This is a genomic window from Bacillus arachidis, from assembly GCF_030285945.1.
Classification (GTDB): domain Bacteria; phylum Bacillota; class Bacilli; order Bacillales; family Bacillaceae_G; genus Bacillus_A; species Bacillus_A arachidis.
In genome coordinates, this window is record NZ_CP127376.1 from 3080538 (window position 1) to 3094004 (window position 13467).

Genomic DNA, 13467 nt, shown 5'->3' on the forward strand with positions numbered 1-13467 from the left:
AAAAACAAAATTTCTAAAAAAGATTACAGGTTATTTTTTGAATTTTAAGACAAAACCACCCAAAAATTTTTATAAAACTTCAATCCATGTTTTTTCTTTATCTTCGTCAAATTATTTTCAATGATATATACTACAGGATAAAATGGATTAAATCCAACAAAAAAAAGGAGAAGGGAAATCCCTTCTCCTTTTAATTCAATTACTTCTTAACTACGTTAGTAGCTTGTGGTCCACGGTTACCTTGTTCTACTTCGAAAGTAACTTCTTGACCTTCTTCTAAAGTTTTGAATCCTTCGCCTTGGATAGCTGAGAAATGAACGAATACGTCTTCTCCGCCTTCAACTTCGATGAATCCGAAACCTTTTTCTGAGTTAAACCATTTTACTTTACCGTTTTGCATGAAAAAATCCTCCTACAATGTACCTATATGTACATATTCATTTTCGACCACTTTACAAAATAATAAGGACATTAAAAAACTGCAACCGCAGAGGAGATTTAACATTGCTATCCTCCTCTGAAGTTACAGCTCATTTAAATCTCTATATTATTAAAAGTAAAATGGTTTATAATTACTATATCATATCAATATAATAAAAGTAAAGCTGAATTCCCTATTTTTTTTGTAGATCTTACACAATGCTTTTCTCCCAGTGCATCACTTTCGATTTTCCAGACCCTGCTACAACATAATTTTCCCTTTCATTAACAATTGGCTGGCCATGTCCTTTGATTGATCCACACACCATAATTAACCCCTCTCTCTATTTGTATAAAAAAAGCACGACTGACTATTCTTGTCATTCGTGCTTTTTTCTTATTTTTTAAAAATGCCAAATGGCTTTCCTACTGGTAATACAACTTTTCCGAAATGTGTATTTAATACAGCTGCTGCTGAACCATAGAAAGATAGTAATGAAATACATAGTTCAGAATACGCTGCTAAGCTATGCATAGCATGTGGCATAACACCTAAAGTACTAAATGAAAGACCAATAAATAAGAAATCAATAAGTACAAAAATCATAAATAATACTTTATGTGTTTCCATTGCTCCAATTGTCATAAAAATCGTAAAGATTAAATATCCAATGAAGGCTACTCCAAGTTGTTTTGGATCTACAGCTTGTGCTAATTTTTCACCGAATACACCTAATTGAATTAACCAAGACGTTCCAACGCCTAGCCAAAACAGACCATATGCACCAAATGCAGTTGTACCGAACGTATTATTATGCTTTGCATCGTGAACGCAAGCAAAAAGTTGTGCAAATCCTCCTAAAAAGATTGCCCATGGCAATACAAATGCAACACCATCCGTTAATCCTAATTTTTGTGATGATGCTACAAGTGTTACCATTGCTAATCCAAATAGACCAATTCCAGATGGATCCGCTGTTGTCATTTTTACATGATGTGTAGTTTGATTACTCATAAAAAACCTCCTGATTTTGAACACATACTTGAATACAATACTGAATTCAGAAGGCCATGTCAATGGTTTTTATTGTATGTCGTCAGACTTCATACTTTTGTAGCGATGCACGATCATTTCCGCTACTTCATACGGCTTGATATTTAGATGTAATAGCTTTTTTATAGGGATCCAAACCGGAATATATTGGCCTCTATCAATCCTTGTAAATTCTTCACCTTTTCCTGTACCAAAAACGCCACCAATGATACGGGCTTCATAAAAATACTGCGTACCTTTATACTCATACTTCGTAACAAGCTTTTGAATTTCAACGTGCACGCCCAGCTCTTCATAAACCTCACGTATTGTCGCTTCTTTAGGTGTTTCATTTTCTTCAATTCCCCCACCTGGAAATACAAAATACACTTCATTGTTTCGAATACGTTTTATTAGAGCGATTTGTTCCTTCTGTATAATGAGAGCTGCACCTCGATTTCGAATCACGCTATGACCTCAACCCCAATCGCAACTGTCCCCCATTTTTGCTCTTGTTCTTTTGTATATATTTCATATGTACTTGTTAGCATCTCTTCTAAACTCCAATTTGCACAGTCCATCAACTCTTTATCAATATCCTTATACATTTCTTGAAATGTTTTATAACATTTCAATTCCGTTACCTTTACACGAATTGTTTCTTTTGCTGTTAAATTTGTAAATTCGATTTCATCATCTTTTTGTATATCCTGACGTTTTTTGTCATATAAACGTACTTCAAATATCTTTTTTCCAGATTGAATAGATTGAAACGGCTCATCATATAGCCCCATTTTATCTTGCACTCTTCATCACCCTGCTTCATTATATCATGTAACCCTTCTTCTTTTTTGATTTTTCCGTTATTACACTTCCCCCTTTCTATCGTGGTGAAGGAAAAATTACATCATATACAAAACATTCATAAACTCTCCAATATATTTGTGATTCTAATCACTCCGACCTCCTTCCTAAACCATTATGCTAAAAACATCCAAATGAACAGAGGAGTGTTTGATATGACTATACCTTTTACAAAAACATCTATTGTTGGTGAAATAGTTACTACTTTTCCACAAGCAAGTGATTTATTTAAGAAACATCGCATTGATTTTTGTTGTGGCGGGGACAAAACAATCGAAGTAGCGACACAAACAAAAGAAATTTCCCCTGATGAACTTTTAAAAATATTGAATGAACAATACACTTTATATCAATCAAAAAATAATGAATCTATAAACTGGAGTGAAGTTAATTTTTCAACACTAATTGACCACATTACCCAAAAACACCATCGCTATATTCAAGAAGAATTACCACAACTAAGTCCATATGTAACAAAAGTATTTCGCGTACACGGTCAAACAGAGTCTCATTTAAGTGCCGTTCACCGACTTTTCCATGAGTTAAAATTAGAACTGGAACAACATATAATCAAAGAAGAAACTCTTGTATTTCCACTTATCAAAAAATACGAACAAAATCCAACTCAAGAAAATTTAGTTTTGGCAATCGAAAAGCTTGAAGAATTAGAACAAGAGCATGATGGAGCTGGCAATCTGATAAAAGAATTACGAATTATTACAAATGACTTTACTCCTCCAGAACATGCATGTCGCACATATCGCATGGTCTATAATCGTCTAGAGGATTTTGAATCCGATTTATTCCAACACGTACATCTTGAAAACAACATTTTATTCAAGCGATTATTTGCTATCCGCTAAAGCCAATAAGCAGCGAGGATTATTTTTCGCTGCTTATTTTTTCCTTAACTCCGACTATAATCTGCTACTAATTACTTCATTTTTTTTAAAAATCCTCTATACTTTATAAATAGATTATGTACACCACATAATTAAAAAATCCCTATACATATGAGAGGAGTTCAATATACAATGCGATATGTTATTGTAACAGGTACTTCACAAGGATTAGGCGAGGCTATCGCTACACAACTACTAGAGGAAAATACACAACTTATTTGTATTTCTAGAAGACAAAATGAAAAACTTCTTGAAAAAGCAAAACAAAAAGGTATTTCTTTCACATTTCACGCAATCGATCTCCAAGATGTACATCATTTAGAAACTCATTTCGAAACAATCTTTTCATCTATCGAAGAAGAAAGCGTCTCCTCTATCCATTTGATTAATAACGCCGGTACACTTACACCGATAAAACCGATTGAAAAATCTGAGAGTGAACTTTTGATCTCAAATGTACACATTAATTTAATTGCACCGATGATTCTTACTTCATCATTTATGAAACACACGAAAAATTGGAAAGTCGACAAACGTGTTATCAATATCTCCTCAGGTGCTGGACAAAAGCCTTACTTTGGATGGGGTGCTTATTGTACAACGAAAGCTGGTTTGAACATGTTTACACAATGCATTGCTACAGAGGAGGCTGAAAAAGAATATCCTGTTAAAACCATTGCCTTTGCACCAGGTGTTGTGGATACAAATATGCAACAGCAAATTCGCCAAACAGAAAAAGAAGATTTTACTAACTTAGATCGATTTATCGCTTTAAAAGAAGAAGGAAAATTACTTTCTCCTGAATATGTTGCAAAAGCTGTTGTTCATCTTCTAGAAATTGAAGATTTTAAGCAAGGTGGAGTAATTCGGATTGATGAAAATTAGTTTCATAGCAAAAGGCTCGCTTGTATGCGAGCCCTTCATTACATCGGTTCTAAAAATATTAATACAGATTCCATTATCAGTTCATATCCTATCTCTTGATAAATCTTATTTGAAGTCGGATTCGCTAAGTCCGTATATAAAGTAGTTGTTTTATAGCCTCTTTCTAACATATGTTGACTAAGAGCAGCTACACAATTAGAAGCGTACCCTTTTTTACGTTCGTCTTTCGGTGTATATACAAAATTGACTGTAATATTACTCTTAGTTGGTCTTGTAATTGCAGCTACCGAAACCAATCTTCCATCCACTTCCCACCCAAACAATCGATTTGTACTTACTAATGTATTTGCAGTTTGTTTGGCTTTTTCTTCCGTAGTAGGTAATTGAACGTCTTCACAAAATTGGTACACCCACTTTTCAATAGATGGTAGTTCACTGCTATTTATTTGACGGAAAACACCATGCGCATCCCATTTTTTCTTTACTTTTTTTAATTCATACACACCTTGATTCATACGAATAGAAAGCTTCTTTTGTTCTAGTTGTGCAATCTCTTCAGCTAATTGTTTCACCACTCGTTTTTCACCAATCAGTCCAGGTATATCTGGATACACCTTTGTTAATTCTTTCGCTATTTCCTGTATAGTCTCCCCCGAAACTTCGGATTTAGCAACAATCATTTTCTGCTCCTCAGTTTGAAAAAATATGAGAGCAATTTTTTCATTTTGCTTTGCCACTGCCATAAACAACGGATTCTCCGTGAACTGTAACACACCTAATAATAAATTATTCTCTTGTTCATTCCTTTCTAAAATAGGAGTAACTTCCTCCTTAAAACAAGAAACTTCCTTATATATCTGTAATTGAATCATCGACAATCTCTTCCTTCTATTTATATTTAAATAGAATATTAGCGACTAATTCACTAAATCCTGCTTTTATGATTCAATAATATTAAAGACTTTCTCCATCACTTCTTTTTCAGCTTGTAGCATCCGTTGTTTTTCTTTGTCAAATTTAATTTCTTCTTTCTTAAAATCCTCTTTCCTCTTTCGAATCATGCGTATCATTTCCGTTTTACTTGGCCCACCGTATACAGTTCGTTTTTTAACAAATGCTTCAGGTGATATAATGTCATCCCACTCTTTTTCTGAAAGCGTTACATGAAAGTTGTCTTGTAGGTACATATTGATTTCAGAAAAATTTAGTTCATACAACTCTTTTTGTTGCTGTATAGACATTTTGGCAATATAACTTGCAGCATGATGAGCGCGCCGAAAAGGAATCTTATAATTTTTGGTTAATGTTTCTGCCAGATCTGTTATCGTAATCGCATGTTTAAACGATCGATTTCTTAAAACTTCATCTTCCACCTTCATTGTTTGAATCACTGCATTCATTATACAAAATACACGAATTGCTTTTTCAATTCCTTCATATAAATAAGGTTGCAAGTCATCCTCTGTATCTACAATGTCTCCAAATGGTGTATTATGAATCATTTGAAATACAGTGAAGGTTTCTCCAAGTACACCGCTAACAAGAGCACGAGCATGTTCAATAGAAACAGGGTTCCGTTTTTGTGGCATTATACTGCTAATTTGTACATACGGACTTGCAACAGTAATCCCATTGTATTCTTTTGTTGCTAGTAGTAAGAAGTCATGGAGCCATCGACTGCTATTTGTCATTGCCACCATAATTGTCGCACTTGTCTCTAATAAATAATCTGCGCTCGCAATAGCGTCATATGAATTTTCAATAACACTTGAAAACCCGAGCAACTTTGCAACTTGCTGTCTATTTATAGAAAAGCTTGTAGTAGATAGAGCAGCTGCTCCTAAAGGAGATTGATTGACAAGATGATATAGGTTCCAAACTCTCTCTAAGTCCCGCTGCATCGTATCATATATCGCCAACATATAGTGACCAAATGTTGTTGGTTGCGCGGGTTGTGTGTGCGTATAGGCCGGCATGATTGTTTCTATATGTTCGTTTGCCACTTCTAACATACTTTCTTGTAAAAGAAGAAAATGCTCTATATACCGTAATAAATAGCGGCGCAAACTCATTCGATACATCGCGACTCCCATATCATTTCGACTCCTGCCGATATGCATATTACTTACAAAATTATGATTCGCTTCTTGCTCAATTAAATGTTCTACTAAAAAAAAGAGATCTTCATGTTCCTGCTCATACAATAATTGACTCTTTGGGATTTGCGCCACTTTCTCTAACGCTGTTAAAATAACTTTTGCATCTTCTTGCCTCATTAATTTTTGTTCCACAAGCATGATAATATGAGCCCGATGAATCATAAACATCTCTTGCAATAAATAATCTCGCTGAAATTGAAACACATGCTGTAACACACAGTTTGCATAGGTTTTTCCAGGGAAATTAGCGCCTTCACTCTTTATAAATTCTTCTTTACCCTGTTTCATCACTTTTCCCCTTTCGCCCAGTTATTTACTAATCATCATACCCAGAGCTTCTGAAAAGGTGCTTGTATGAAGTGAAACTTTCATTAACTGAACAAAAATAACCCCGGTGCTTCACGCATCGGGGTTATTTAATAACAGTTGCATCATATTTTTCACTTTGTAACACTTGGAAATGTAGATTTCGCAAGTGCTTACGAAGCTCTGCACTATCATCTTCATTCAATTGGTTTGCTAAAAACACTATTTCTGTACAATTCCCAAGTTTATCAGTGGCATAAACCGCTTTTGCTAATGTCCACGGCGTATACCCATTTTTTTGCCCAGCATGTCTAAATGACTTACGGTACTTTTTTGCTTTCATGTCCGTTTCAACAAGATTCGCCCACTCTTTTTCTTCAGCATCTGTAAAACCTTTTTTATGATTCGCTTTTTCCAAAAGCACCATATAATCATTTGCGGATGCAGCTGGCAACTTGTCTGACCATATTTTTTCATATTTCTCTTCTAAATATAGCGGAATTTCTTTTTGTAATAACGGCCCTTTCTCTTTTAAGCGTTCATGTATTAACACGGCATAACGACGGTATTCTTCTGGGGGCATTTCTTTTAACTTTTTCTCTAATTTAGATTTTGGAATATGCAATTCCTTATGCAAATATCCTGGAATATATAAAGAAGAAACAATAGGAAATAACGGTTGATGAGAAGGAAGTGATAAGTTTTGTAAATTTTGATTAATATGATCTAATCCAAGTTGATCCATTAAATACTCTGTATTGGCATTTGAACTAAACTTTATCATGCCTTTTGCAACTTCCTCTAAAGAAACTGCATTTCCATCCATTTTACCAGTTCTTATTAAATACTTTTGCCAACGATCCTGTGCACCACCATCTGTATTTGGAATATAGTAACGATTTACATCATCAATCGACACATAACTATTTGGATCAATTCTCCCATCTACAACTTGTTTCGTAAATTCAATTGCGACAATTAGCTTCATCGTGCTCGCAACTGGTAACACAACATTTGGATTAACAGAATAAACAACTTTATCATTTCGTTTTATAAGTAATGCACTATTTTTTTCATCTTTATGTTCTTCAACATATGAAGCAATAAATTGAGCATCATCATTATTAGAACTCCAAACTTTTTTCACTAAAAAGTTACCGGATATAAGCACTATGAATACACCAATGATTCCCGCACATATTATAACTTTTCTCAAGTGAATTCCCTCTCCCAATTCATATCTTTTATCTGTCATATATAGTTATACACAAAATAATAGAGACGATTATCTAAATAATCGTCTCTATTATTTTAACTTGTAATCTTATATTATGTCTATGTCATAATTCGAACAAAATTTTCAACAAATTTCTTATAATTTAATTTCCACCCAATTCTCACCCAATTTTTAAGTGCTTTTGCATCAGGTTGTGGCCTGAAGTCAGCAATACTTTCACCTTTTGCACTACCTTCTAAATCAACTTCTACTTTCCGATATACATATTCAATCATTGAAGGATTTACAACTGCCATCATCGTAAGCACATCGTGAATGGGACTTCCTGTAATTTTCGGATTTATTTTCTTATATGCTTTATAATAATATTGAAATATAGGTTCAATTAATTTGTTAAATGCAGTTTGTGAATGTTTTTTTATATATTGCACAGTTTCAGGTGTAACGATTGATTCACTTGTAACATTTAGAGGGATTAATGTTACGTTTTTGGCATACTGCATGACTAAATTTGCAGCAAGTGCATCACCATGAAAATTCGCCTCCGCTACAGGGGTAACATTCCCTGGAATAAGGAAAGCACCGCCCATACAGTAATATTCTTTTACATTTTGCATTATATCTTTTCCTAATATAAACGCCGTTGCTAAACTTGTTGATCTCCCTGTATCCACAATAATGATTTCTTTTTTATAACGCTGAATTATGTCAAAGATCGCACAAAACGATTTGATATTTGGTTGAATCGTTTTCGGAGGGCGAATTGGGCCTAATCCTTCCGCTCCATGAATTTCCGGATAATATGTTGTAAATTCACCCGACAACGGCATTTTTGCTCCATTTATAATAGGTATATCTTCTCTACCTGCTAATTGCATTAAATACGCTGCATTACTCGTTGCTTGTTCTTGTGTTACATTTCCATATCCAGTTACAATCCCAACAATTTCAATCTCAGGATGTAACAGCCCATACATAATGGCTAAAGAATCATCAATCCCAGGATCCCCTAAAAAAAGTACCTTTTTCATAGGCTTCAACTCCATCCCATCAATTGTTACTACTTTATGAATAACCAAAAGGAAGCAGAATAAAAAACTTCATTTTCATCATAACGTAAAACTTAAATCATCTCCTACTAATCAGGCTTTTACATGCATTCTGATCCCTAGCCTAAATTCTTATCTTGTACTGAATTTTGAGGTGAGGTCTTACGGCTCACGAATAGCCGAATAAAAAACCACAGCGCTTTTCACCTTTGAAAGCACTGTGGTTTTGTTTTACTGTTTCTATTCTTTTTTCACCGTCAATACACTGCCAATTATATAAGCAATAAAAGCAAAACAAATCGGAAAGACTACTGTATGTATATGGAACGGATTTGGGAACCAAAGATGGATGACCACATAAGATCCTACTCCAACTATTATGGATGCAAGCGCACCGCATGCATTCCCTCTTTTCCAATATAACCCTAAAACAATTGGCCAAATAAATGCTGCTTCTAAGCCACCAAAAGAAAATAAATTTAACCAAATTAAGAAATCAGGTGGTTTAATAGCTGCTACGTACACAAGTAAACCAACGATTCCAGTAATCCACAAGCTTCCTTTTTTGATAGCCGTATCAGTAGCCTTTTCATTGATGTAGTTCACATATATATCTTTAATAATTGATGAACTTACAAGTAATAAAAGTGAATTTACAGTTGACATAATGGCAGCCATTGGGGCTGCCAAAAAGACTCCAGCAAGCCAAGGTGGCAATACTTCCATTGCAAGAAGCGGCATCACTTTATCTGGTACCGTTACGCCTGGAAGCACCACGCGTGCAAACACACCCGTTAAATGCATACCAATCATAATTGTACCGACAACAATTGTTCCGATAATTAAAGCTTGATGCATTGCTTTTGAATTTTTATAAGACATCGCGCGCACGCTAATTTGTGGTAATCCAACCACACCAACACCGATTAATATCCAAAATGATGTTACATACGTTTTCGTTAAACTACCATCCGCTCCAAACGGCGTAATTAAATTCGGATTAATTTGAACGAGTTCCTGCATAATCTTTTCAATTCCGCCACCAGCAATCACCGTTGCAATTAAAATAATTGTCGTTCCCGCCAACATAATAATGCCAAGCAATGTGTCAGATAAAGCAACTGCACGGAATCCACCAATTAAAACGTATATAAGTACGGAAAATGTAAAAAGAAATAAAGATGCTGTATACGAAAGACCTGTTAACGATTCAATTAACCTTCCGCCTCCAACCCACTGAGCAACTGTTGCTGAAAATAAAAAGATAATAATACATAGTGCTGAAAGAATGACCACTGCTTTATGATTATATCTTCCTTTTAAGTAGTCAATAAGTGTAATTGCTTCCATCTTTCTTGCAATGATTGCAAATTTTTTACCAATTACCGTCAAGACGATGTAACCCGTTACAACCTGGATTGCCGACAATAATACCCATCCAAGTCCCATATTATATGCAATTCCAGGTCCCCCAATAAAACTACTCGCACTACCGTACGTAGCAATCATTGTCATAGCTAATAATAAGCCGCCTAGCTCACGTCCTCCAAGAAAGTATTCTTGTAAAAATTTATTATGAGCCGTTGCTTGCACACGCCTTGATGCATATACACCAATTAAAAATACAACGATAAAAGAAATTATCATTGGAATTATTACGTACCAATTCATTCATCATTCCTCACTTTTTTCTTCCTCATCGAGCGAAATATCTTGAAATGCAAAACGCACGATTAAAATAAGAAGTATAACTACTACAACAAAACCGACTATACAACTATAAAAAAACCATGCTGGAAAACCTAATACATATGTATATTCACTTGGATCCTTACTACCAAGCCCATAAGCAAACCCATACCATATTATAAAATTAATAAAAGCAAGTCCAAGACCCATTAACGCTTCTTTATGGGCAATTCGAAAGCGTGGATCATCATGATAATCCTTCATTTTCTCCCTCCTCTCACGATGTATTATTGTAACATTGTTCTTCTAGTTTTTCCTAATAGAAAAGAAAAATTAGAGGGATTTTTTTAAGATACAGTAGCAAGTCCAGTATTACATATTTTTTACAATTGTAACAAAAATGAAATTTGAATTTTCAATCTTCTTTATTTATGATTTAAATTAGAGGTCTTTCAACTAGTTTTTCACAACCCTATTGCAGGAATAAACGCCGTCTCGCACTGCGTTTACACTATATTTCCAAGGGGGTTATACAATGAGTCAACTAGCTGTAAATCTTCATGAAAAAGTAGAGCAGTTTCTTCAAGGAACAAAAAAATTATATGTGAATGGAGCATTCGTCGAAAGCGCTTCCGGTAAAACATTTAAAACTCCTAACCCAGCAACTGGTGAAACACTTGCAATCGTTTCGGAAGCTGGTCGAGAAGATATTCATAAAGCAGTAATCGCTGCTAGGATTGCATTTGATGAAGGACCTTGGTCCCGGATGAGTAGCGCCGAGCGCAGCCGTCTTATGTACAAACTTGCAGATTTAATGGAAGAACATGCAGAGGAACTGGCACAACTTGAAACATTAGATAACGGAAAACCAATCCGTGAGACGTTGGCAGCAGATATTCCTCTTGCGATTGAACATATGCGTTATTACGCTGGCTGGGCTACAAAAATTGTCGGTCAAACTATTCCAGTTTCCGGTGAATATTTTAACTACACGCGCCATGAAGCAGTTGGTGTTGTTGGACAAATTATCCCATGGAACTTCCCTCTCCTAATGGCAATGTGGAAAATGGGTGCTGCCCTTGCGACTGGTTGTACAATTGTACTAAAGCCAGCAGAGCAAACACCTCTTTCTGCTCTATACTTAGCTGAATTATTTGAAGAAGCTGGTTTCCCAAATGGTGTTGTCAACATCGTACCAGGATTTGGCGAAACAGCTGGACAAGCGCTTGTGAATCACCCTCTCGTTGATAAAATCGCATTTACAGGTTCGACTCCTGTTGGTAAACAAATCATGAGACAAGCTTCTGAAACACTAAAACGAGTTACATTAGAACTTGGTGGTAAATCACCAAATATTATTTTGCCAGATGCTGATTTATCTCGTGCAATCCCAGGTGCACTTTCTGGCGTTATGTTTAACCAAGGACAAGTGTGCTGCGCTGGATCACGTTTATTTATTCCAAAGAAAATGTATGACAATGTTATGGCTGACCTTGTTCTGTATTCGAAAAAATTAACACAAGGTGCAGGTCTAGATCCTCAAACAACCATTGGGCCTCTTGTTTCAGAAGAACAACAAAAACGCGTTATGGGATACATTGAAAAAGGTATTGAAGAAGGTGCAGAAGTACTTTGTGGTGGAAACAAACCATACGAACAAGGCTATTTCGTCGCTCCAACTGTATTTGCAGACGTGAACGATGAAATGACAATTGCAAAAGAAGAAATTTTCGGTCCTGTCATCTCCGCATTGCCGTTTGATGATATTGATGAAGTAATTGAACGTGCAAATAAATCATCATTTGGTCTAGCTGCTGGTGTATGGACAGAAAATGTAAAACATGCACACTATATCGCAAGCAAAGTCCGCGCTGGTACTGTATGGGTAAACTGTTATAACGTATTTGATGCAGCTTCTCCATTTGGTGGATTTAAGCAATCTGGTCTTGGCCGTGAAATGGGATCCTATGCATTAAATAACTATACAGAAGTGAAGAGTGTTTGGGTGAATCTGAACTAACGAAAAGGGCCTGACTCATGCAGTCAGGCTCTTTTCCCATTAAACTTGTAATCCACCACTCACATTTAATACCTCGCCTGTAATATAAGACGCATACTCTGAAGCTAAAAAAGCCGCTGTATTTGCGATATCTTGTGGCGTTCCAATTCTTCCAACTGGAATTGCACCAACCATCTTCTCTTTCACTTTATCTGGTATGGTCTTTGTCATACTTGTATCCATAAAACCGGGACAAATGGCATTACAAGTAATACCAAATCCACCCACCTCTTTCGCTGCCGTTTTTGTTAATCCAATGAGACCTGCTTTCGTTGCGGCATAATTTGCCTGCCCAATATTCCCTTCTCTACTAATTGAAGAGATATTGATGATACGTCCAAATTGTTGCTGCCTCATATAAAGAAGTGCTGGTTGCATACAATAAAACACACCCGTTAAATTCACCTGCAACACTTGCTCCCAAGCTGATTTCTCCATTTTATGTAACATCGCATCTCTTGTAATTCCAGCGTTATTCACTAAAATATGTAACCCGCCGAATGTTTGAACCGCATATTCAATTAATGATTTCGCCTCATTTTGATTACCTACATCACAAGGATATAAACTCACTTCATACCCTTGTTCCAAAAATTCATTTATTGTTTCCTTTAATTTCTCTTCGTTTACATCGCTAATTAATACCTTTGCTCCAAGCTTTGCAAACGTACGAGCAATCTCCTTACCTATCCCTTGTGCTGCCCCTGTTATAACCGCTGTTCTCCCATTTAAAAAGTCCATTATTCTCCCCCATTTCTATCGCTTATACTGTATATTTCGGCTTTCCCTTTTCCAAATCCTTTTTGTATAAAAAAGTCTATTTGTGTCAAACTAAACTTGCAACATAGCATAAACACAAGGAGA

At 35.6% G+C, this 13467-nt stretch carries 14 protein-coding genes; 3 read left to right on the forward strand and 11 right to left on the reverse strand.

What is annotated here, in order from left to right; all coding sequences use genetic code 11:
• Positions 1 to 199: 199 nt before the first annotated feature.
• The 4 genes from cspB to QRY57_RS17445 form a co-directional block, all read right to left on the reverse strand.
• On the reverse strand, positions 200 to 400 hold the full coding sequence (cspB, locus tag QRY57_RS17430; RefSeq protein WP_003198964.1) for a cold shock-like protein CspB: 201 nt from the start codon (positions 398 to 400) through the stop codon (positions 200 to 202).
• Between the two features lie 417 nt (positions 401 to 817).
• Positions 818 to 1435 carry an acetate uptake transporter gene (locus QRY57_RS17435; protein ID WP_026591584.1) on the reverse strand — a complete coding sequence of 206 codons (618 nt, stop codon included), beginning with the start codon at positions 1433 to 1435 and terminating at the stop codon, positions 818 to 820.
• Positions 1436 to 1504: 69 nt separating this feature from the next.
• On the reverse strand, positions 1505 to 1921 hold the full coding sequence (locus QRY57_RS17440; protein ID WP_286015717.1) for an NUDIX hydrolase: 417 nt from the start codon (positions 1919 to 1921) through the stop codon (positions 1505 to 1507).
• Positions 1918 to 2259: an ASCH domain-containing protein gene (locus QRY57_RS17445; protein ID WP_286015718.1), complete on the reverse strand. Its 342-nt coding sequence runs from the start codon at positions 2257 to 2259 to the stop codon at positions 1918 to 1920. The genes QRY57_RS17440 and QRY57_RS17445 overlap by 4 nt, the downstream gene beginning before the upstream one ends.
• 213 nt (positions 2260 to 2472) lie before the next feature.
• Between QRY57_RS17445 and ric the strand changes: the two genes are divergently transcribed.
• Together ric and QRY57_RS17455 are read left to right on the forward strand one after the other, a co-directional pair.
• Positions 2473 to 3180 (forward strand): iron-sulfur cluster repair di-iron protein, encoded by a 708-nt coding sequence (gene ric / locus QRY57_RS17450; RefSeq protein WP_286015719.1) that lies wholly within the window; start codon positions 2473 to 2475, stop codon positions 3178 to 3180.
• A 171-nt stretch (positions 3181 to 3351) separates the two neighbouring features.
• A complete protein-coding gene (locus tag QRY57_RS17455) occupies positions 3352 to 4104 on the forward strand; it encodes a (S)-benzoin forming benzil reductase (protein WP_286015720.1) in 753 nt (250 codons plus the stop codon).
• 38 nt (positions 4105 to 4142) lie between these two features.
• Here QRY57_RS17455 and QRY57_RS17460 read toward each other — a convergent pair whose 3' ends face one another.
• The 6 genes from QRY57_RS17460 to QRY57_RS17485 form a co-directional block, all read right to left on the reverse strand.
• Positions 4143 to 4976 (reverse strand): GNAT family N-acetyltransferase, encoded by an 834-nt coding sequence (locus QRY57_RS17460; protein ID WP_286015721.1) that lies wholly within the window; start codon positions 4974 to 4976, stop codon positions 4143 to 4145.
• Between the two features lie 66 nt (positions 4977 to 5042).
• Positions 5043 to 6551: an argininosuccinate lyase gene (gene argH / locus QRY57_RS17465; protein ID WP_286015722.1), complete on the reverse strand. Its 1509-nt coding sequence runs from the start codon at positions 6549 to 6551 to the stop codon at positions 5043 to 5045.
• 124 nt (positions 6552 to 6675) lie between these two features.
• Positions 6676 to 7785, reverse strand: coding sequence for a serine hydrolase (locus QRY57_RS17470; RefSeq protein WP_286015723.1), 1110 nt, complete (start codon positions 7783 to 7785; stop codon positions 6676 to 6678).
• A 119-nt stretch (positions 7786 to 7904) separates the two neighbouring features.
• A complete protein-coding gene (locus QRY57_RS17475) occupies positions 7905 to 8837 on the reverse strand; it encodes a nucleoside hydrolase (protein ID WP_208018544.1) in 933 nt (310 codons plus the stop codon).
• Between the two features lie 258 nt (positions 8838 to 9095).
• The gene (gene panF / locus QRY57_RS17480; protein WP_026591593.1) at positions 9096 to 10526 is read right to left on the reverse strand and encodes a sodium/pantothenate symporter; all 1431 of its coding nucleotides are present in this window, start codon (positions 10524 to 10526) and stop codon (positions 9096 to 9098) included.
• 3 nt (positions 10527 to 10529) lie between these two features.
• Positions 10530 to 10808, reverse strand: a complete 279-nt coding sequence (locus QRY57_RS17485; RefSeq protein ID WP_026591594.1) for a YhdT family protein — start codon at positions 10806 to 10808, stop codon at positions 10530 to 10532.
• Positions 10809 to 11079: 271 nt separating this feature from the next.
• Here QRY57_RS17485 and QRY57_RS17490 point away from each other — a divergent pair, with 271 nt between their 5' ends.
• Complete coding sequence (locus QRY57_RS17490; protein ID WP_286015724.1) at positions 11080 to 12564, forward strand: aldehyde dehydrogenase family protein; 1485 nt, start codon at positions 11080 to 11082, stop codon at positions 12562 to 12564.
• A 39-nt stretch (positions 12565 to 12603) separates the two neighbouring features.
• Here QRY57_RS17490 and fabG read toward each other — a convergent pair whose 3' ends face one another.
• Positions 12604 to 13344, reverse strand: a complete 741-nt coding sequence (gene fabG, locus QRY57_RS17495; protein ID WP_286015725.1) for a 3-oxoacyl-ACP reductase FabG — start codon at positions 13342 to 13344, stop codon at positions 12604 to 12606.
• Positions 13345 to 13467: the final 123 nt, after the last annotated feature.

What these genes read in the sequence shown, in the direction of transcription:
- cspB (WP_003198964.1), bottom strand. Translation starts at nt 400, where the DNA reads ATGCAAAACGGTAAAGTAAAATGGTTTAACTCAGAAAAAGGTTTCGGA.
- QRY57_RS17435 (WP_026591584.1), bottom strand. Translation starts at nt 1,435, where the DNA reads ATGAGTAATCAAACTACACATCATGTAAAAATGACAACAGCGGATCCA.
- ric (WP_286015719.1), top strand. Translation starts at nt 2,473, where the DNA reads ATGACTATACCTTTTACAAAAACATCTATTGTTGGTGAAATAGTTACT.
- QRY57_RS17455 (WP_286015720.1), top strand. Translation starts at nt 3,352, where the DNA reads ATGCGATATGTTATTGTAACAGGTACTTCACAAGGATTAGGCGAGGCT.
- QRY57_RS17460 (WP_286015721.1), bottom strand. Translation starts at nt 4,976, where the DNA reads ATGATTCAATTACAGATATATAAGGAAGTTTCTTGTTTTAAGGAGGAA.
- argH (WP_286015722.1), bottom strand. Translation starts at nt 6,551, where the DNA reads ATGAAACAGGGTAAAGAAGAATTTATAAAGAGTGAAGGCGCTAATTTC.
- QRY57_RS17475 (WP_208018544.1), bottom strand. Translation starts at nt 8,837, where the DNA reads ATGAAAAAGGTACTTTTTTTAGGGGATCCTGGGATTGATGATTCTTTA.
- panF (WP_026591593.1), bottom strand. Translation starts at nt 10,526, where the DNA reads ATGAATTGGTACGTAATAATTCCAATGATAATTTCTTTTATCGTTGTA.
- QRY57_RS17485 (WP_026591594.1), bottom strand. Translation starts at nt 10,808, where the DNA reads ATGAAGGATTATCATGATGATCCACGCTTTCGAATTGCCCATAAAGAA.
- QRY57_RS17490 (WP_286015724.1), top strand. Translation starts at nt 11,080, where the DNA reads ATGAGTCAACTAGCTGTAAATCTTCATGAAAAAGTAGAGCAGTTTCTT.
- fabG (WP_286015725.1), bottom strand. Translation starts at nt 13,344, where the DNA reads ATGGACTTTTTAAATGGGAGAACAGCGGTTATAACAGGGGCAGCACAA.